At 45.8% G+C, this 18712-nt stretch carries 17 protein-coding genes, 1 pseudogene and 1 other annotated feature; of the genes and pseudogenes, 5 read left to right on the top strand and 13 right to left on the bottom strand.

From position 1 onward, the window contains the following. The first annotated feature begins 255 nt into the window (after positions 1 to 255). Positions 256 to 795, top strand: a complete 540-nt coding sequence (locus tag ACVC9U_RS01025) for a GbsR/MarR family transcriptional regulator (protein WP_003185442.1) — start codon at positions 256 to 258, stop codon at positions 793 to 795. A gap of 46 nt (positions 796 to 841) precedes the next feature. Here ACVC9U_RS01025 and ACVC9U_RS01020 read toward each other — a convergent pair whose 3' ends face one another. Further along, positions 842 to 1474 carry an NAAT family transporter gene (locus ACVC9U_RS01020; protein WP_003185444.1) on the bottom strand — a complete coding sequence of 211 codons (633 nt, stop codon included), beginning with the start codon at positions 1472 to 1474 and terminating at the stop codon, positions 842 to 844. 162 nt (positions 1475 to 1636) lie between these two features. Here ACVC9U_RS01020 and ACVC9U_RS01015 point away from each other — a divergent pair, with 162 nt between their 5' ends. Next, positions 1637 to 2416, top strand: a complete 780-nt coding sequence (locus tag ACVC9U_RS01015; protein ID WP_011198330.1) for a zinc ribbon domain-containing protein — start codon at positions 1637 to 1639, stop codon at positions 2414 to 2416. 43 nt (positions 2417 to 2459) lie between these two features. Here the strand turns inward: ACVC9U_RS01015 and ACVC9U_RS01010 are convergent, their stop codons facing one another. Then, positions 2460 to 4238, bottom strand: coding sequence for a zinc ribbon domain-containing protein (locus tag ACVC9U_RS01010; RefSeq protein WP_069500788.1), 1779 nt, complete (start codon positions 4236 to 4238; stop codon positions 2460 to 2462). Between the two features lie 128 nt (positions 4239 to 4366). Then, complete coding sequence (locus ACVC9U_RS01005; protein ID WP_441390041.1) at positions 4367 to 5314, bottom strand: ABC transporter substrate-binding protein; 948 nt, start codon at positions 5312 to 5314, stop codon at positions 4367 to 4369. A gap of 286 nt (positions 5315 to 5600) precedes the next feature. Here ACVC9U_RS01005 and ACVC9U_RS01000 point away from each other — a divergent pair, with 286 nt between their 5' ends. Next, positions 5601 to 5993, top strand: coding sequence for a hypothetical protein (locus ACVC9U_RS01000; RefSeq protein WP_003185454.1), 393 nt, complete (start codon positions 5601 to 5603; stop codon positions 5991 to 5993). Positions 5994 to 6330: 337 nt separating this feature from the next. Here ACVC9U_RS01000 and ACVC9U_RS00995 read toward each other — a convergent pair whose 3' ends face one another. The 8 genes from ACVC9U_RS00995 to ACVC9U_RS00960 form a co-directional block, all read right to left on the bottom strand. Continuing rightward, positions 6331 to 6411: a putative holin-like toxin gene (locus tag ACVC9U_RS00995; RefSeq protein WP_003185456.1), complete on the bottom strand. Its 81-nt coding sequence runs from the start codon at positions 6409 to 6411 to the stop codon at positions 6331 to 6333. A 184-nt stretch (positions 6412 to 6595) separates the two neighbouring features. Further along, positions 6596 to 7228, bottom strand: a complete 633-nt coding sequence (locus ACVC9U_RS00990; protein ID WP_441390040.1) for a type 1 glutamine amidotransferase family protein — start codon at positions 7226 to 7228, stop codon at positions 6596 to 6598. 135 nt (positions 7229 to 7363) lie between these two features. After that, positions 7364 to 8656 carry a phosphopyruvate hydratase gene (eno, locus tag ACVC9U_RS00985; protein ID WP_003185460.1) on the bottom strand — a complete coding sequence of 431 codons (1293 nt, stop codon included), beginning with the start codon at positions 8654 to 8656 and terminating at the stop codon, positions 7364 to 7366. A gap of 22 nt (positions 8657 to 8678) precedes the next feature. Then, positions 8679 to 10214: a 2,3-bisphosphoglycerate-independent phosphoglycerate mutase gene (gene gpmI / locus ACVC9U_RS00980; RefSeq protein ID WP_003185462.1), complete on the bottom strand. Its 1536-nt coding sequence runs from the start codon at positions 10212 to 10214 to the stop codon at positions 8679 to 8681. After that, the gene (tpiA, locus tag ACVC9U_RS00975; protein ID WP_003185464.1) at positions 10207 to 10968 is read right to left on the bottom strand and encodes a triose-phosphate isomerase; all 762 of its coding nucleotides are present in this window, start codon (positions 10966 to 10968) and stop codon (positions 10207 to 10209) included. Before tpiA ends, gpmI begins: the two co-directional genes overlap by 8 nt. A gap of 30 nt (positions 10969 to 10998) precedes the next feature. Next, positions 10999 to 12183, bottom strand: coding sequence for a phosphoglycerate kinase (locus ACVC9U_RS00970; RefSeq protein ID WP_003185465.1), 1185 nt, complete (start codon positions 12181 to 12183; stop codon positions 10999 to 11001). A 173-nt stretch (positions 12184 to 12356) separates the two neighbouring features. Next, positions 12357 to 13364 (bottom strand): type I glyceraldehyde-3-phosphate dehydrogenase, encoded by a 1008-nt coding sequence (gene gap / locus ACVC9U_RS00965; RefSeq protein WP_017474711.1) that lies wholly within the window; start codon positions 13362 to 13364, stop codon positions 12357 to 12359. A 33-nt stretch (positions 13365 to 13397) separates the two neighbouring features. Beyond that, positions 13398 to 14438 (bottom strand): sugar-binding transcriptional regulator, encoded by a 1041-nt coding sequence (locus ACVC9U_RS00960; RefSeq protein ID WP_003185468.1) that lies wholly within the window; start codon positions 14436 to 14438, stop codon positions 13398 to 13400. Positions 14439 to 14703: 265 nt separating this feature from the next. Between ACVC9U_RS00960 and ACVC9U_RS00955 the strand changes: the two are divergent. Beyond that, positions 14704 to 14775, top strand: a pseudogene (locus tag ACVC9U_RS00955) (hypothetical protein); the annotation flags it as partial. Positions 14776 to 14944: 169 nt separating this feature from the next. Here ACVC9U_RS00955 and ACVC9U_RS00950 read toward each other — a convergent pair. Beyond that, positions 14945 to 15952, bottom strand: a complete 1008-nt coding sequence (locus ACVC9U_RS00950) for an LLM class flavin-dependent oxidoreductase (RefSeq protein ID WP_075751436.1) — start codon at positions 15950 to 15952, stop codon at positions 14945 to 14947. Positions 15953 to 16091: 139 nt separating this feature from the next. Then, the gene (locus ACVC9U_RS00945) at positions 16092 to 17459 is read right to left on the bottom strand and encodes an amino acid permease (RefSeq protein WP_075751437.1); all 1368 of its coding nucleotides are present in this window, start codon (positions 17457 to 17459) and stop codon (positions 16092 to 16094) included. Between the two features lie 61 nt (positions 17460 to 17520). After that, positions 17521 to 17778: a binding site (T-box leader), on the bottom strand. A gap of 314 nt (positions 17779 to 18092) precedes the next feature. Here ACVC9U_RS00945 and ACVC9U_RS00940 point away from each other — a divergent pair. Further along, positions 18093 to 18566 (top strand): hypothetical protein, encoded by a 474-nt coding sequence (locus ACVC9U_RS00940; protein WP_075751438.1) that lies wholly within the window; start codon positions 18093 to 18095, stop codon positions 18564 to 18566. Positions 18567 to 18712 lie beyond the last annotated feature (146 nt).

Below are 18712 nucleotides of genomic sequence, written 5' to 3'. Positions count from 1 at the left end.
CGCACACCTCCAACTGTTTTTTAAAAATTTCAACATCTCATTCATTATAAGATACACTTTGTAAAATAAAAAGTTTACAAAGTGTTCAAATTATATATATAAGACATAAAAAAATATATTCATGGCATCAATTTGCCGGTTATTCTTAAAATTGCGGCTGATTTCTTTGTTTTTCTGTCGTTTTAGTGTTTTCAACCGCTAACAAAATTATGATATATTGACAATAAAATTGGCTGCCCGAAGGGATGATGAGCTTTGGAGGAAAACGCTTTAAAAGTGATTGAACAAGCGGAAGAACATTTCATAGAAAAAATCGCCGAAAATATGAATACATACGGTCTATCATCAACTGTCGGCCGCGTGCTCGGGATCATCTATATGAACAGAAAGCCGATGACCTTAAATGAACTGTCAGAAGAAACGGGCATGAGCAAAACGAGAATGAGCCAGGTCGTCCGCGAAATGATCGATTTAAATATAGCTGAAAAAGTTTTTGAAAAAGGCGTCCGCAAAGATCTGTACGATGTCGAACAAGACTATTATCAAACGTTTATTTCATTGTTTACGGCCAACTGGAGCAAAGTCGCCAAAAAGAACAGGATGATTGGGAAAAAAATCAGAAAAGAGCTGTTGGAGGCGCTCGAGGAAGAAGGCCTTACGCCTGAAACCGAAGCTAAAATCAACGAGCTGCTGGCTGAAACAAAACAATGGATCGATTACTGCGAGTGGCTTGACAATCTGATCGCGTTTTTGGAAAGCGAAGAGATCTTCAAGCATGTGCCAAAACCTTCATAAACAAAAAAAGCTGCGAAGACTAAGCAGCTTTTTTGCATTTCCTCAATTATCCCGCCAACACCGGAAACATCCCTTTCAATCCCGTTCCGATCATGCCGACCGCCACGACAGCCAAAATCAGGCCCATCAGCCGGGTGATCACGTTCATCTCCGTCTGGCCCAATTTGTTGCTGATCAGCGTAGAATAATGAAAGGCCGCAAACGTCAGCAGGAGGACGGCGGCGATGCCGATGATCATTCCGCCAAAATGCACCAGACTGCGGCTTCCGGCCGAAAGGCTCATCACCGTCGCAATCGTTCCTGGCCCCGAAATGATCGGAATGCTGAGCGGCGTCACCGATATATCCTCCTTTTCCTTGCTCTCGCGATGCTCAGCATGATGCAGCGACTGAACATGGGACTGCTTTGCATTCAGCAGGTTGTAGGCAATTCCGAATATAAATATGCCGCCGGCAATTCGCAGCGCATGGATGTTGATGTCAAAAAGCCTGAAGATAAACTCTCCGAATATGAGAAACGCGATCAGGATCAGAAACGATAAAACCGCGGCCTTTCTCGCCAATGCGGTGCGTTCTTTCGCTTCGTAGCCTTCTGTGAGCGCTAAAAAGATCGGAACATTGCCGATCGGATTTGTGACGGCGAACAATGATACAAAAACGTGGATGATAAAAGCAAACACGGTTAAAGCCACTCCTTCCTCTGTATAAAAATACGGGTAATCGATTTTTACCTCCGACGCTGACCGCTTAAACTTTCAAAAAACAATGACACCTTCCTGCACTTTCATTTATAATGAACCTTTATAGGCCAAAATAACTATTTTAAAGGAGATTTTATTTTCATGACATGTTCAAAGTGCGGCCATCAAACAGATGGCGGAAAATTTTGCGAGCAGTGCGGGTCAAGTTTGGCCGGCGGCAGTGATGGCGGAAAAGGAGCAGCTGAAACGCCGCAGGCAGCTAGATATGCGGAGGCGGCGAAACAAGCGTCTTCCATGTATTTTTCCTATTGTTTAAAGGTGCTGAAACGACCGTTTATCGAAATGAAAAACGCCGGAGAACAGCACGTCCTCAACAGCATCACCACAATGGTGATATTTGCGCTTTCGGTGCCGCTGATGTTTTATTTCGGCCTCAAAGGCTTCTTTGACGCCATGGGGGACTATTCCGGAGTATTCGGCCGCTCCTACGCAATGCCGACATTTTTTGATATCGTCGTAAAGCCCGCTGTTACCTTTGCTATTTATATTTTCTTATTATTTGTTTTTACATACGCAGGCGTGCGCATTCGGGGTGTGCAAGCGGCATTTAAGGAAGTGCTCGGGCGGTTCGGAGCGGTGCTTATTCCTTTCGTCGCCCTTCTGCTCGCCGCTTTGCTTTTATCATTCATGCAAACGGGTTTGTTTATATATGTTCTTTTCTTTGCCCTTTGCGGCATCGCCTTTTTAATTCCGCCGGCTGTCATCTCGAGCTATCACGAAAAAGCGGAAGGCGCTGTTGATACGATTTACGCGACGCTGATCGTCTATTTGCTGACATTTATGTCGGTGCGGATCATGGGAGATTTGTTTCTTGAATATATCGGAAGGATCGGAGGCTCTATATTAGGGCGGCTGTTTTAGTGAAGTGAAAAGCCTTTTTCCATTGAGGAAAAAGGCTTTTTTTTTATTCTATTGACGTTAAGAGCAATCTGCCGTCCTCGATGGCGGCGTGATATGTCCAATGATACGTTTTTAACTGTTCTTTTCCGCCTTTGATAATATTAATTTTCTCCGTTGTCTTAATCGTTGCCTCCCGCCCGTTTTGCTTCCAGCTGTTTACGCTGAATTGGACGACTTCCTCCTCTGTCCCGCTGTTGTACAGTTTAGCGACCAGTTTCTTTTGATCGTTGTACAGCGGACTTCCTTCTTTCAAGCTGTCGCGGACGAGGCCGAAATCGTTTGTGTTGATGGCGTCTTGTAGCCTGTATAAATACGCTTCAATGGCGAAAGCAACCTTTTGGTCGGTGAGCTCTTCGCCTGCTGATGCATTGTTCATGGCCCCTTTCGCTGAGGCCCATGCCGATGTGTATTCCTTCGGATTGTCATTTTTGATTTCTTTTTGATGCTCGATATCGATAACGGCTTCAGGATCGCTTTTTTCGATGAGCCACTTTTTCTTGCCTTCGGAATAGACCAATGTGTACGTATATCCGCTATCGTTTTCTTCCAGTTTAGGCGCAATGTAGTCGTCATAATAGGCCGATTTGTGCTTTTCAATCCCTTTGAGCTCTGTTTTCCATTGCCCGTCTTCTTTGTATAGCCGGAACGAATCAAGATCAAATACAGTAGATAAGTAGGTGCCTTTATAGTAGGTGCTGCTGCTTTTCAGCCCGTCCGTGACCTCTTTCAGGCGGTTTTGATAAGACGGGGCGGCCATTGTCATGCCGCTGACATTGCCGCTTGCAAAGGCCTTTGCTGCTTCCTTTGTATGGTTGACGACAGCGGTCATCATGTCATCCATAAACCCTTTGTCTGATGCAAGATTGACTTCGATTTCTTCACCTTCAATCGGCGTTTTTTCGCTTTTCAGCTTCCCCCACGGAAATTGCGCCTCAACCTGAGCAGACATTGAACCGTCAGTCAGCACAGGTCCGAATTCAGTTCCTTTGAATGGATTGATCTTCATCTCCTGATCATTGATCCAGAGCGTTCCTTTCAAGTTTTCATAGCCTTCTTCAAAGACAAGCTTTGCCATGTGCCCGTTAAGGTCCGCATTAACCTTCACATCACCTTGGAGGGCGGTGACCTTTACCTTTTTTTCAAGATCGGCGATTCCGCTTTTCAGCTTTGCCTTCACCTCGTAAGTACCGGGGACAAACGGGCCGATTTTTTTCTCGAAGTTTTCTTTTTCTGTTGTGATGACCTTTTTGCCGTTAACAAACAGGCCGGTATCTTTATAGTTTGTCTTAACCGTTAAGTAGACAGGCTCCGTGTTCAAGACATAGCGGTCATAGATCCAAAAACGCCTGCCCTTTTTTTCGATCGTCATCAATGGATGGCCGGCACCGCTTTTTAAGGATGTGATCAATTCTTTTTCTTGATCCGGGTGTTCTTTCAAGTAATCCAAGAGCGGCTTGACGTTTTTCTCCGTGACAGCCAGATCCACGTCTGATGATTGAAGCAGTTTTGCTGCTTTCTTGGCATCTTTCTGATCGAGGGCGGCTTCAAAATCGGAAATCAGTTTTTCCTTTGATGTGAGTGCTTCACCGGTTTTATAGCCGGCAAACAATAAAATCAAGCAGGCCGCGATTGCCGCCATGATGATGATTCTTTTTCGTGTCATCGCACGCTGATACCTTGCCGCCGGGTCGGAAGCTCGTTCCTCGTCCGCCCGCGCGCCGCAATGCTTGCAATACAGCGCATTTTTTGTTCGTTCCCTTCCACATTCCTTGCAAAAATCCATGACTTTCCTCCCATCAAACAAAAACACCATTAGTCATTTTATACTATATTTATCGTAAGAAGGGATTTAATATTAAGGCCGCATCAAAAAAAGCCAAACGAATGCGCTGATCCGTTTGGCTTTTTTGATCATTTTAAAAAGTATTTTTCAATATCATCAAGCATCAGGTTTGCTGCAAGGACGCCCCCTGCTGTATTCCAGATGGCATCGCTCACTTTATGGACGTTTCCTTTTTTGGAGACGTTTAAGTTTTTAAAGAGCGGATCATTGACATAGTCTTTCTCAATGGCGCTTGCTTTGTCATCGCCTGTCTCATACGTGTAATAAAAAAGCACGTCCCCGTCCATATCAGGAATTTGTTCCTTTGTCACTTCCATTTGTCCGAGATCGTTGGCTTCCTGGCCTTTAGGCCTTGCAAAACCGAGCTGATCCAAAATCGTTCCGGCAAATGATCCTTTGTGATAGATGCGGGTATCAGCATCTGTAAAGCGGACGAGAGAGACTTTTTGTTTCACTTTATCGCCTAGTTTTTCATGAATGTCTTCAACGCGCTTGTCAAAGTCAGCGATGACTTTTTCGCCTTCAGCTTTTTTATTGAGCGCTTCGGCTGTCAGCTTAAAGTTGTCTTTCCATTCCCCTGACAATGTCTCGGCAAATACGGTCGGCGCGATTGCTTTCAGCTTGTCGTATACTTCTTCTTGGCGGATTTTGTTGCCGATGATTAAGTCAGGCTTCAGGCTCGCGATTTTTTCAATATTCGGCGCAGCCTCCGTTCCGACGTTCTCTACGCCTTTCATTTTATCTTTAATATGGTCATACCATGGATCTCCCAGCCAGGATTGAACGGCGCCGACAGGTTTTACGCCAAGTGCGAGCACTGCTTCTGTCGCTTCATTCGTGAGTACGACGACTTTTTTCGGAGTGCCGTCAATTGTCGCTGTTCCCATTGCGTGCTTTACAGTATAGGAATCTTTGCTGCCGTTCTTCTCCGCAGATTGATCTTTATCTTGATTTCCGCAGGCGGCTAATAAAAGGATAAGCGCAGCGAACAGTGCAAACCATTTAAAACGTTTCATGATATGTAGGATCCCCTTTTCTCAAGTGATTTTCATTATCAATTAGATTATATAATGAATCAACCTAAAGTCAATATGAAATTCCTATATATCTGTTTTGGATTGTGCTAAAAACCGCTTTTGAGCTGCATCCGGATAAAGAAAACCCTGCTCGGCAGACACTGTACAATGAGCTATCGTCTTCTTACGAAAACCGGGATGATCCTCCTTCTAGACACTTTGAATTCATTAGGTTAACATAATCTTGTATGAATATGTTTTTTTTACCATAGTAAGGAGGGGTGATTTGACTAAGTTTTTATTGAGTGGTTTCTACCTTTTCGGACTTGTCATGCTGAGCAATTGGTCGATTTCTTTTGGTGAAATATTTGGAGCCGGCAATTCAGCCGTTTTTCAATTATCGGAAGCGGTGCTTTTTACGTTTATCATCGGGTGCTATACAGGTCTTCCTTTGATTTATGCCAAATTCACTAGATCTGAAACGTTGTTTTTTACAAATCAAAAGGTCTTCCTCATCACCTTAGGATTAGGCGTGCTGCTTTCCTGTTCGGCTTACAGCCTTCAGCAAGCCCTCTCTCCCATCGCGATTGCGCTGTTGTCGATCATTGGTTTTTTGATCGTTGGCATCAGCGGTTTTCTTCCCGCCTGGTTTCTGAAGCCTGCGAAAAATCTGCGATAAACGGGTGGGTTTTTCTTAGGCTGACGGGGTGTTGGAGCCAAGGTCGAACTCAGTGGTTTCTATAAACGGCGCTGGACAATATGGTGCTCTGAGAAAATCACTTGCCAATGCGTAATCTGACGATTGATTTTTTAAAAAACAACATTTGCTTTCGCCATTTACAAATTAATGAAAATTCTTTATGATATAGATATCTAAGTAAACATGTTGCATATACTAAAAAGACCGAAGTGCTCCAACACTTCGGCTTGTACAAAAAGCCGGCCCTTCGAAGGGGCTTGCTCAGATTGACCTAAAATAGACCACTCCCTATCACTTTCTAGGCTCAAGGGGCGGTCTATTTTTCTTTGTTCTCTGACAACATGGCAATCAGCATGCCAAAAGCAATCATTAAAGAGATTGTTTCATATGCTGTCATTTTTATCACCCCCTTTCAGAAGGGGATGAGCAAGACTTCCCTTGAGTGAGCAAAGCTTTTTATACGAGGTAGATTATACCATATCAAGGAGAACATAAAATTAGGGAAAAAACCTTTTTCACTCATGAAATCTAGCTTTTCCGCCGAATTGCTTCGACATCGACTAAATTCTTGGTCTTTCAGCTCATTTATTGATTGAATTCATTAGCTTGAAGAAGTATTCACGTTGACCGGTCTTATTGAGTTGATACCATGAATCCAATGTATCCGGTGCAAACACGTCTAATTTTTTCAGCACTTCCCTTGCGAATTCGAGAGGAGCCGCTCCTGATGCAGTAACCAGATTCCCATCTGATACCGCGGGTCCCATCTCATAAAACGGTTCTCCTTTATAATGAGGACAGACCATTTTCATATAGGCCAAGTCATTGCTTGTATGCTTTCTTGAATCCAGATATCCGCTATTCGCCAGTCCCGCAGTTGCACCGCATATTGCGGCAACCATCGCGCCAAGCTCTAAAGCTTCGCCGGCCTTTTTCAAGATCGGCTGATGAATCTTTTCTCCCCAAGTATTCCCTCCGGGTAAAATGATTAGATCCGCACTCTCGGGCGTCCACTCATCAAGGGAGATATCCGGTTTTATGCGCAGTCCACCCATCGTCGTCACCATTTCTTTATTCACTCCTATTGTCATGACTTTTAAAGGTGCCGCATCTTTTTTGAAATATCTTCCCGAGTTCAGTTCGGCCATTAAATATCCATATTCCCAATCTGACATTGTATGGAATCCATAAAGATATACTGTTTTCGACTGCATCCAGTAACACTCCAATCGCAATTGATACAGCCTATTATAATCAAAAACCCTGACAGCTTTTGTCAGGGTAAAGGAAATTCAGCTTTCACATTTAAAAGAGGTTGGCCTCATCTGCAGCCAACCTCTTTTTTATGCTTACTTATTCAAGTTGTAGAAAGATTGAATACCGTGGTATTGCGCAGTTTCAGCCAATTGATCTTCGATGCGAAGCAGCTGGTTGTATTTCGCAACACGGTCCGTACGAGACGGAGCACCTGTTTTGATTTGTCCTGCGTTTGTTGCCACAGCGATGTCAGCGATTGTGCTGTCTTCAGTTTCACCGGAGCGGTGAGAGATAACGGCAGTGTAGCCTGCGCGTTTCGCCATTTCGATCGCATCGAAAGTTTCAGTCAATGTACCGATTTGGTTTACTTTGATCAGGATAGAGTTGCCGACGCCGTTTTTGATTCCTTCAGCAAGCTTTTTCGTGTTTGTTACGAAAAGGTCGTCACCGACAAGCTGAACTTTTGAGCCAAGACGCTCAGTCAGAAGTTTGTGGCCTTCCCAGTCGTTTTCGTCAAGGCCGTCTTCGATTGAGATGATTGGGTACTTAGAAGTCAGCTCCTCGTACCAGTCAACCATTTCAGCTGACGTTTTTACAACGCCTTCGCCTGCAAGATGGTATTTGCCGTCTTCTTTGTTGTAGAACTCAGAAGATGCAGCATCCATTGCCAATTTCACTTCTTCGCCAGGTTTGAATCCTGCTTTTTCGATCGCTTCAACGATTGTTTGAAGCGCTTCTTCGTTAGATCCAAGGTTTGGAGCGAATCCGCCTTCATCACCTACAGCTGTGTTCAAGCCTTTTTCTTTCAAGACTGATTTCAGGCTGTGGAAAATTTGTGCTCCCATGCGAAGTGCTTCGCGGAAGTTTTCCGCACCGACAGGCATGATCATGAATTCTTGAATGTCAACGTTGTTGTCCGCATGCTCTCCGCCGTTTACGATGTTCATCATCGGTACAGGAAGCGTTTTAGAGTTGAATCCTCCAAGGTATTGGTATAGAGGAATCTGCAAGAAATCCGCAGCTGCGCGGGCAACGGCCATTGATACACCAAGGATGGCGTTGGCGCCGAGCTTGCCTTTATTTTCAGTTCCGTCAAGTTCGATCAGCAATTTGTCGATTGATACTTGCTCAGTCACATCAAAGCCGATAAGCTCGGGTGCGATGATTTCGTTCACGTTGTTAACGGCTGTTAAAACGCCTTTTCCAAGGTAGCGGTCTTTGTCGCCGTCGCGAAGCTCAACAGCTTCGTATTCGCCAGTGGAAGCTCCGCTTGGAACCAGCGCGCGTCCAAAAGCTCCTGATTCAGTGTATACTTCAACTTCAACCGTCGGGTTACCGCGGGAGTCTAATACTTCACGTGCATAAACATCAACAATGTATGGCATGTTTGTTTCTCTCCTTTAATGCTTATTTTTGAATTAATGACGATCCTGTCATTTCTTTCGGTTTTTCAACACCCAGCAAGTCTAAAAGAGTTGGCGCCAGATCCCCGAGGATTCCGCCTTCTCTTAATGTCACGCCTTCTTTTGTGACGATGACAGGAACCGGGTTTGTCGTATGTGCGGTGTGCGGCTTGCCTTCTTCGGTAATCAGCACGTCTGCGTTACCGTGGTCGGCCGTAATAATCGCGTAGCCGCCTTTTGCAAGAATCGCATCAACGACTTCGCCGAGGCACTCGTCAACCGCTTCGATTGCTTTGACCGTCGGCTCGACTTTTCCTGAATGTCCAACCATGTCAGGGTTGGCAAAGTTGAGGATGATCGCGTTATGCTTTTCAGCCTCAATTTCTTTGACAAGCGCATCTTTTACTTCATATGCGCTCATTTCAGGTTTCAAGTCATATGTTGCGACTTTAGGCGAGTCGATTAAGATTCGCTCTTCGCCCGGGAACTTTTCTTCGCGTCCGCCGCTCATAAAGAATGTGACGTGCGGATATTTTTCAGTTTCAGCGATGCGAAGCTGCTTCAGCCCGTTTTGGGATAAAACTTCGCCGACTGTGTTGTCGAGATTGACCGGTTTGAATGCCACGTATCCGTCAACCGTTTCACTGAAATGTGTCAAGCAAACGAAATGAAGGTTTTTCGGATGCTTGTCTCCGCGGTCGAAGTCGCGGAAGTCGTCATTGGTGAACGTGTTGGAAATCTGGATCGCACGGTCGGGTCTGAAGTTGTAGAAAATGACCGCATCGTTGTCCTTGATTGTCGCAACAGGTTCGCCGTTTTCTTTCGTAATGACGGAAGGAATCACGAATTCATCGTAAATTCCGTTTTCATAAGAATCTTTCACGACATCGAGCGGATTTTGATATTTCGGTCCCTCTCCGTATGCCATGGCGCGGTACGCTTTTTCGACGCGGTCCCAGCGCTTGTCTCGGTCCATTGAATAGTAGCGGCCTGACAATGTTGCGATCTCGCCGACGCCGATTTCTTCGATTTGATCCTGAAGCTCTTTGATGTACTTCTCAGCTGTTTGCGGGCCTACATCGCGGCCGTCAAGGAAGCCGTGAATATAGACGTTTTCAACGCCTTCTTTTTTGGCAAGTTTCAAGAGTGCATATAAATGGTGAATGTGGCTGTGCACTCCGCCGTCAGACAGCAGTCCGAACAAGTGGAGGTTTGTGCCTTTTTCTTTCACGTGCTTCATCGCTGCAAGGAATGTTTCGTTCTGTTCGAATTCTCCCTCGCGAATCGCAACGTTCACGCGCGTCAGACTTTGGTAAACGATCCGGCCTGCGCCGATATTCAGATGGCCGACTTCCGAGTTGCCCATCTGGCCGTCTGGAAGACCTACCGCTTCTCCTGAAGCTGTCAGCGTCTGGTGCGGATACTTGTTCCAATAGCGGTCAAAGTTCGGTTTTTTCGCTTGGGCTACGGCGTTTCCGACGGTTTCGTCCCTTAGTCCAAACCCATCTAAAATGATGAGCGCGGCTAACTTGTTACTCATATTGACCTGCCTCCAATAATTGCACGAAAGACTGCGGCTCAAGGCTTGCTCCGCCAACAAGAGCGCCGTCGATATCGGATTCGGCCATATATTCTTTAATGTTCGCAGGTTTTACGCTTCCGCCGTACTGAATGCGGACGCTGTCTGCTGCAGTTTGTCCGAACTCTGATGCCACGGTTTTGCGGATGTGCGCGCATACTTCGTTTGCATCTTGTGCAGTTGAAGACTTGCCGGTTCCAATCGCCCAGATCGGCTCATAAGCGATCACGGAAGCAGCTACCTGTTCAGTTGTTAAACCTGCAAGTGCTTTTTTCACTTGGTCTGCAACAAGCTCGTTTGTTTTGTTTGCTTCGCGCTCTTCAAGCGTTTCACCTACGCAGATGATCGGAACGATGCCGTATTTAAATGCAGCATGCGCTTTTTTGTTGACCGTTTCATCCGTTTCAGCAAACATTTCGCGGCGCTCGGAGTGGCCGATGACGCAGTATTCAACTCCAAGGTCTTTCAAAGCCGCAGGGCTGATTTCACCCGTGAAAGCTCCGCTTTCTTCAAAATGCATGTTTTGCGCGCCGACTTTCAGATCTGTGCCTTTTACAGCTGATGTGAGCTTTTCAAGGAACAGTGCAGGCGCACAGACAACAGCTTCTGCTTTATCTGCTGCGGGAATGGAAGATTTCACTTCTTCAACGAAGCTGACAGCTTCTGAAAGCACTTTATTCATCTTCCAGTTACCGGCTATAATTGGTTTTCTCATGTGCTCCACTCCTTATGCTGTATATTTTGCTTACTTGTCGTTCAATGCTTTGACGCCAGGAAGTTCTTTTCCTTCCATAAACTCAAGGGAAGCTCCGCCGCCTGTTGAAATGTGGCTCATTTTGTCAGCCAAGCCGAACTTTTCTACAGCAGCTGCAGAGTCTCCGCCGCCGATGACAGAGTATGTATCATTTGCCTCTGCTAATGCTTCAGCGACAGCTCTTGTTCCTTTAGCGAACGCGTCGATTTCGAATACGCCCATCGGTCCGTTCCAAACGACAAGCTTGCTGTTTTTGATGACGTCGGCATATGTTTTTCTTGTTTCCTCGCCGATGTCAAGCGCTTCCCAGTCGCTAGGGATTTCGCTTACCGGCACGATTTTCGTGTTGGCGTCGTTTGAGAAATCGTCAGCAACAAGCACGTCTGTAGGCATGTAGAAGTTCACGCCTTTTTCTTTGGCGCGGTCCATGAAAGATTTAGCCAATTCAATTTTATCTTCTTCCAGCAGGGATTTTCCCACTTCATGGCCGAGCGCTTTGACGAACGTGTAAGCAAGACCGCCGCCGATGATCAGGTTGTCTACTTTCTCAAGAAGACTTTCAATCACGCCGATTTTGTCTTTTACTTTTGCGCCGCCGATGATCGCTGTAAACGGACGTTCAGGGTTTGACAGCGCTTTGCCCAGCACTTCAAGCTCTTTTTCCATGAGGAAGCCTGCAACAGCCGGAAGGTGTTCAGCGATGCCTGCTGTTGAAGCATGGGCGCGGTGAGCCGCTCCGAATGCATCATTGACATAAACGTCAGCCAGGTCGGCAAACGCTTTAGAAAGCTCAGGATCATTCTTTTCTTCTCCCGGATAGAAGCGGACATTTTCCAATACGAGAATATCTCCGTCTTTCATTTCGGAAATTTGCGCTTTGACGGCGTCGCCGTAAGCTTCATCCGCTTTTTTCACTTCTTTGCCGATCAGTTCGCCGAGGCGTGCGGCTACCGGCGTTAAGCGAAGCTCTTCTGACACCTGGCCTTTCGGACGGCCCAAGTGGCTTGCAAGAAGAACTTTCGCTCCCTGCTCTGTTAAGTATTGAATCGTCGGAAGTGCGGCGCGGATTCTCGTATCATCCGTCACTTTTCCGTCCTTCATCGGAACGTTAAAGTCAACACGGCAGAAAACAACGCGGCCTTTTACATCAATGTCTTTTACTGATTTTTTGTTCATGGCTTTTAGGAGATCCTCCTTTTAATGTTTTACAAGCCTGAAAACGGAAATCCCCGGGCGGCTTAAAGGCGCCGATATGGAAAAAGGGAAAGGGAGTGTGTGTCCCCTTCCCTTGTCCGCTTTCATTATAGCGCTTCTCTCATCAAGAACCAAGTCTGATTCTGGTTTCCGGATTAAAGACCTTGTTTTGCGATGTAAGCGGCAAGGTCAACAACACGGTGAGAATATCCGCTTTCGTTGTCATACCAAGAAATAACTTTAACCATGCTGCCTTCCATAACCATTGTAGAAAGAGCATCGATTGTAGAAGAGTTTGTATTGCCGTTGTAGTCTTTAGATACAAGCGGCTCTTCGCTGTAGCCAAGAACGCCTTGAAGTTCGCCTTCTGCTGCTTCTTTAAGCGCTGCGTTTACTTCTTCTGCTGTTACTTCTTTGTCAAGTTCAGCAACCAGGTCAACAAGTGATACGTTTGGTGTTGGAACACGCATTGCTCCGCCGTTCAGTTTTCCTTTCAGTTCAGGAAGTACAAGGGAAACGGCTTTCGCAGCACCAGTTGTTGTAGGAATGATGCTCTCAGCTGCCGCACGCGCACGACGGTAGTCTTTGTGCGGAAGATCCAGGATTTGCTGATCGTTTGTGTAAGAGTGAACAGTTGTCATCATACCGCGTTTGATGCCGAATTTGTCGTTCAGAACTTTTGCAAACGGCGCAAGGCAGTTTGTTGTGCAAGATGCGTTAGAGATAACATGGTGGTTAGCCGCATCGTATTTACCTTCGTTAACACCCATAACGATTGTAATATCTTCTTCACTCGCAGGAGCTGAGATGATAACTTTTTTCGCGCCGGCTTCCAAATGTTTCGCCGCATCTGCGCGTTTTGTGAAGAAACCAGTTGATTCAACAACGATTTCAACACCTTGCTCTCCCCAGCTTAGTTTAGAAGGATCGCGCTCTGCTGTAACTTGGATTGTTTGACCGTTAACAACAAGGTTGCTTCCGTCAACAGAAACCTCTGCGTCCAATTTTCCATGTACTGAATCATATTGTAATAGGTGAGCAAGCATGTTAGCGTCTGTCAAATCGTTAACTGCCACAACCTCAACTTCAGGATTATTTAATGCTGCGCGGAATACATTGCGTCCAATACGACCAAAACCATTAATACCGACTTTTACTGCCATGATGATTTCCTCCTTTAAGTAAATAAGAGATATTTAATTTATATTGAGGGAAGAAGCTTCCCTTAATAACTGTTTTGCGGCTCCTTCATCAGTGATCAAAACCGTATTGCGCGGCTTTTTGAAGTATGCCTCTATGGCGTCAGCTTTTGACGAGCCTCCCGCCACCGCAATGATGTTCGGGATCGAATCGAGATCCTCAAGCTGGATGCCTACGCTGTGCACTTTGTGAATGACTTCCCCGTGGCGGTCGAAATAGTAGCCGAACGCTTCTGCAACTGCCTCATTTTCTTCTATTTTCTTCAAATCTTCCTTTGGCGTATTTCTTCGTTCTGCCATTGTTTTAGCATCCCCGATTCCATGAATCACCATACTGGATGATTGAATCGTCTGAAGCACTTCTTTAATAGAAGGTTCCTCAATGATAGAAGAATATGCTTCTTTGCTCAGCTGCCCCGGCACAAATAACAGTTTGTATGTACCGGAAGCTTTCTCGGCCATATGGGCGCAAATCGTATTGGCCTGATTCCTGACGTTTTCGCCCAGTCCGCCTCTTGCCGGAACAAAAAGCAGCTTGCGGTTTTTCGAGTCAGGCGTCATCATTTCTGCCACGGCCTCAAGTGTCGTACCTCCGGTTACGGCGACGATATTTTCCCCCGTAAACCTATTTTTCATGCATGCGACGGCCGCTCTCCCCATCTCTTTTTTGACCCATGGGGACTGGTCGCTGTCTCCCGATACAATGATGACTTCGTCGAGGTTCAACCTCTCTTTTAATGTATTTTCCAAATGAGTTAAACCTAAAACGTCCTTCATCGTATCTTCGAGAACTTTCAGCAGGTCGGATCCTTCAGGTGTCAATATCATGCCGGTTGTTTTAATCTCTAGTAGATTTTGTTCTTTTAAAAACTGAACCTCCGCCCTTAAAATCCGCTCGCTGATGCCGAGGCTGGCAGCAAGGCTTCTTCTGCCGATCGGTTCAGTCAGCCTTATGTACTGCAAAATTTTGTACCTTTTCTGCATGACATCGAGAAGATCCGGCAATAATTTTTTCTGAGCCTGTATTAGTTGATTCATGCCAAAACGTTCCTTTCATCTCATCCTGGACGAATAATGTCCCGCAGTGACTGAAAACGTCCCACCTCAGCCAAAAAAAATTACTCCTGCTTACATTCCTTATTGTAACAGGGTTAAAATGTTTATTCAACTGTTAAGAATCAATTCATCGACAAGATTCGCGCGAATGTTCACACATCTGTTTTAATTATTGTCCCTGTTGATTTTCTATACTATACATATTTCATGAAAACGTGCCTCAATGAAAAAAAACCTTTTCTTAAAAAGGGTTATCAGAATGAACGCCATTACGTATTACGGACCGGAAATATTTAAAATGATGGGCTTCGAAAAAAATGAATCTGGCTGTCGAACGTTCTGGGACGTATGAATGGGGTGTAGGTGGATGCTCGCGTACAGGTTGATGCCGTCCATCATCTTCGTATATTTTCAAAAATAAATATATTACTAAAGTACTTATAAAAAAAGCAACGGGCGGTTTTTCCGTTCCGTTGCTTTTTTGCCGTTTATCCATTTTTCCAGACATCTGCAATGATTTCAAACGAGCGAAGTCTATCAGCATGGTCAAACGTTTCTGAATTGATCATGATCTCGTCCGCCTGAGTAGTACGGATGAATTCTTCAAGCTTTTCTTTCACACTGTCCGGGCCGCCGATGATCGTTGAGCTGAGCTGCTCATTTACCATCGCTTTTTCACGCGGAGTCCAAATCTGATCCATATCATCTACAGGCGGCTTAAGCTGTGTCGGGGCGCCGCGGACAAGGTCTAAAAACTTCTGATAATGCGACGTTGCAAGGCGCTGCGCTTGCGCGTCCGTATCGGCCGCGATCACGGTCACCCCGACCATCGCATAAGGCTCCTCCAAGACGCCCGGCTTAAACGAACTGCGGTACAGCTCCAAGGCAGGCAGCGTATTGGCCGGCGAAAAATGAGCCGCAAATGCAAACGGCAAACCGAGCTCCCCGGCAAGCCGGGCGCTGAATCCGCTTGAACCGAGAAGCCAAATCGGCACATCAAGCCCTTCGCCCGGTATGGCGCGCACGTGATTTCTTACATTGCCGGACGGCTTAAAATACTGCCGGAGTTCTTCAAGCTGCTCGGGAAAATCCTCCCCGCTGCTTATATTTCTTCTTAATGCGCGGGCGGTTAATTGATCCGTCCCCGGAGCGCGCCCCAGTCCTAAATCGATTCTGCCTGGATAAAGGGATTCAAGCGTTCCGAACTGTTCAGCGATGACGAGCGGGGAATGGTTCGGCAGCATAATCCCTCCCGAACCGATGCGCATCTTCTTAGTGCCCCCGGCGATATAGCCGATCAAAACAGAGGTGGCCGAGCTCGCAACGCCTTCGATATTATGGTGCTCAGCCAGCCAGAACCTGTGGTATCCCCATTTTTCGGCATGCTGCGCCAAATCCATAGATTGTTTAAAAGATTGTCCCGCATTTCCGCCTTGTACAATAGGAGACAGATTTAATACGGAATACTTCGTATTTTTGAAATGCTGTTCTGACATTGTCTTTCCTTCTTCCTGAAGTGTAGTGGTCATGTAATTAGACGATAACATAATCGTTCCGGTGAATAAAAGAAATTAGTTCGAAAAAAATCGAACTAATGTGTTAAAAGCTTGCCTCCCTGCGGAGGCAAGCCTTTTTTTAAGAAGCGGCCGTTTGGCCGGCTGTCTGGTTCCTTCCTTTAAAGAAATAAGCAGCGCTAATGAGCAAATAGATTCCCGCCGTCACCAATGTAATGACAATCGATGTGGTCAGGATGACACCGATCAGTATCGCTGTCAGCGAAATGATTGCCAGCCAAGTCGTATAAGGGAACCATTTGACATAGTAGCCGTTCCCCGCTGTTTGATTCCGTTTCCTCGATTTTAAATGGGCGGCGGCAATCAGCATCCAGATCACAAGGACGGTATAGCCGAGAGACCCCATCAAATATTCAAACGTTTGGCTGCCGGCAAACAGTGAAAACAATACGCCCAAGTATAAGAAAGAAGTACATAATAGAATAGAATAAACCGGCACCTTTCTCACGGAAAGTCTCGAAAAGATTTTCGGCATTCTTCCGTCTGACGCCTGTGTATACAAAATTCGGGAGGCGCCGTAAAGTCCTGAGTTCATCGAAGAAATGACCGCCAGTAAAATGACCGCATTCATCAAATGATCCGCTCCGGGAATGCCGATCATCTTAAAGACCATGACAAAAGGACTCTCCGACACTCCGTTGACTTGATTCCATGGAATCAAGCTGACGATCACGAAAAACGGCAGAAGATAAAAAGCAATAATGCGCGTCAACGTTCCACGCACGGCTTTAGGCACGACCTTCTCAGGGTTTTTGGTTTCCGCCAGTGTTACCCCGATAATTTCGGTTCCGCCGTAGGAATAGATCACAACTAGCATGGCGGTAATCAGCCCTCCGGCGCCATTCGGGAAGAAGCCGCCATGGTCTGTCAAATGAGTAAAACCGACAGCTGAATGTTGTCCAAAAGAGAAAAATAACAAGATAAATCCGGATATAATAAAGACGACAATCACTGTGATTTTAATAAGGGCAAGCCAGTATTCCGTCTCGGCAAAGCTTTTGACAGAAAGCAAATTCACGCTCGTAATGACGAGTGAAACGAACAGCGCCAGCACCCAGATCGGCAGCCCCGGCAGCCAGTACTGCAAAAATATCGCGGCGACAACAGCCTCTGCCGCAATATTGAGAACCCACATTTTCCAGTATATCCAGTCCAAAAAATAAGCGGCATACGGCCCTAATATTGATTGAACGAGATCCCTGAATGTTCTGGCTTCACTGTTTCGGACAGCCATCTCGGCGAGCCCCTGCATGATAAACAGCAAAATCACGCCGCCGATCAAGTAGGCGATCATGACCGAAGGCCCCGCCAAATCGATCGCTTTGCTGCTTCCTTTAAATAATCCTGCTCCAATGGCCCCGCCCAATGCCATCATCATAATATGCCGCGATGTCATCGTGCGCTCGAGCTTCTGCATGTCTTTCTCCATCTATGTTCACTTCCTCTATTAAAATGAAAAAAGCTCACCGTCTCCCTCTTCGATTTGAAGATAAAGAGACGATGAGCTTTGAAGCTTACCGCGGTACCACTCTTTTTGATTCTATGCCAAGAATCCAGCTTTTGAGAAGCACAGCCATGCTGTGCAAACCTGTTAACGAAGGTTAATCGTAATGTCCTCAGGAATTGATGTCCGTCCTTTAGCCAGTCCACTCCCGGGCGAGTTCAAAGGTTCATTGGTCTGCGTCGCACCTACCCGCAGCTCTCTTTGCCAATGCCGATCTTTTACTGCTCCCGTTCATTGTGTTTTTTCTGCCTGAAATATATTCATATAATATACGTGCCGATCTTGACTTTGTCAACATCAAATCCACTGCCAAAAAATAAAAATTAAAATTTTTCTCTTTTTTCAAGGAAAATCGCCTTTTCTATTGGAAAATACAAGGGAAGATATGCACATCTTTCATGATGATGGAGCATTCCCCAAAAGGGGAAAAATATAAAAATCGGCGGATATCCCCCGAAAAAAATAGTTAAATTGAAATATTATTCAAACTTTACAAAATATTTTAACGATGATAGAGTGTGAACCGAATCATCACATCAGCTAAAGGAGGAAGAGAACGTGAAAAAACTTTCGTTTATGGTGATCTTGTCCGTATTGACGCTCGTCTTTGTTTCATCGTCCGTAAGCTTTGCGAAAGACATTCCTGAAGACAGGTATACAACGCCTACAGATGCTGAATTTAGCCAGATTAAAGAGATTTTAAACGACGTTGATATCGAAACCGGCAATTTGCAGAAGGATTACGGTGTGATTGTCAATGACCCCGCTGAAAAAGTCGGCGTCATATCAGACATCCCCGCCGAAAAAGACGACTGGAGCCATGTCAGCTTCCATTCCTACTATGTCGACCTCAACAGCAACACTCTCATCGCTGATGTTCAATTTGAATTCACACAAAACGATGACGGCACTTCGGAAACCGAGTACAAAAACGTAACAAACGGAGGCAGGTATTTCGTCAAGATGGACCAAGACGGAAATGTCATTGATGAAGAAACGACCGGCGACATGTCGATTTTGTGGAAATACTAGAAACCGAGCGCCCCTTATGGAAAACGCCTTTATTCAAAGGCGTTTTTTTGTTCGGGTATTTAATAGATCTATCCACTGACGCCATCCGCATCCGCAAAATAAAAGGCAAGCTGCCCGAATAAACCCGGGTCATCACTATCATTCTG

This window comes from Bacillus sp. GM2 (assembly GCF_056155945.1).
Note: the sequence above shows the minus strand (reverse complement) of the source record. Positions and strands in the feature narration are given on the sequence as shown.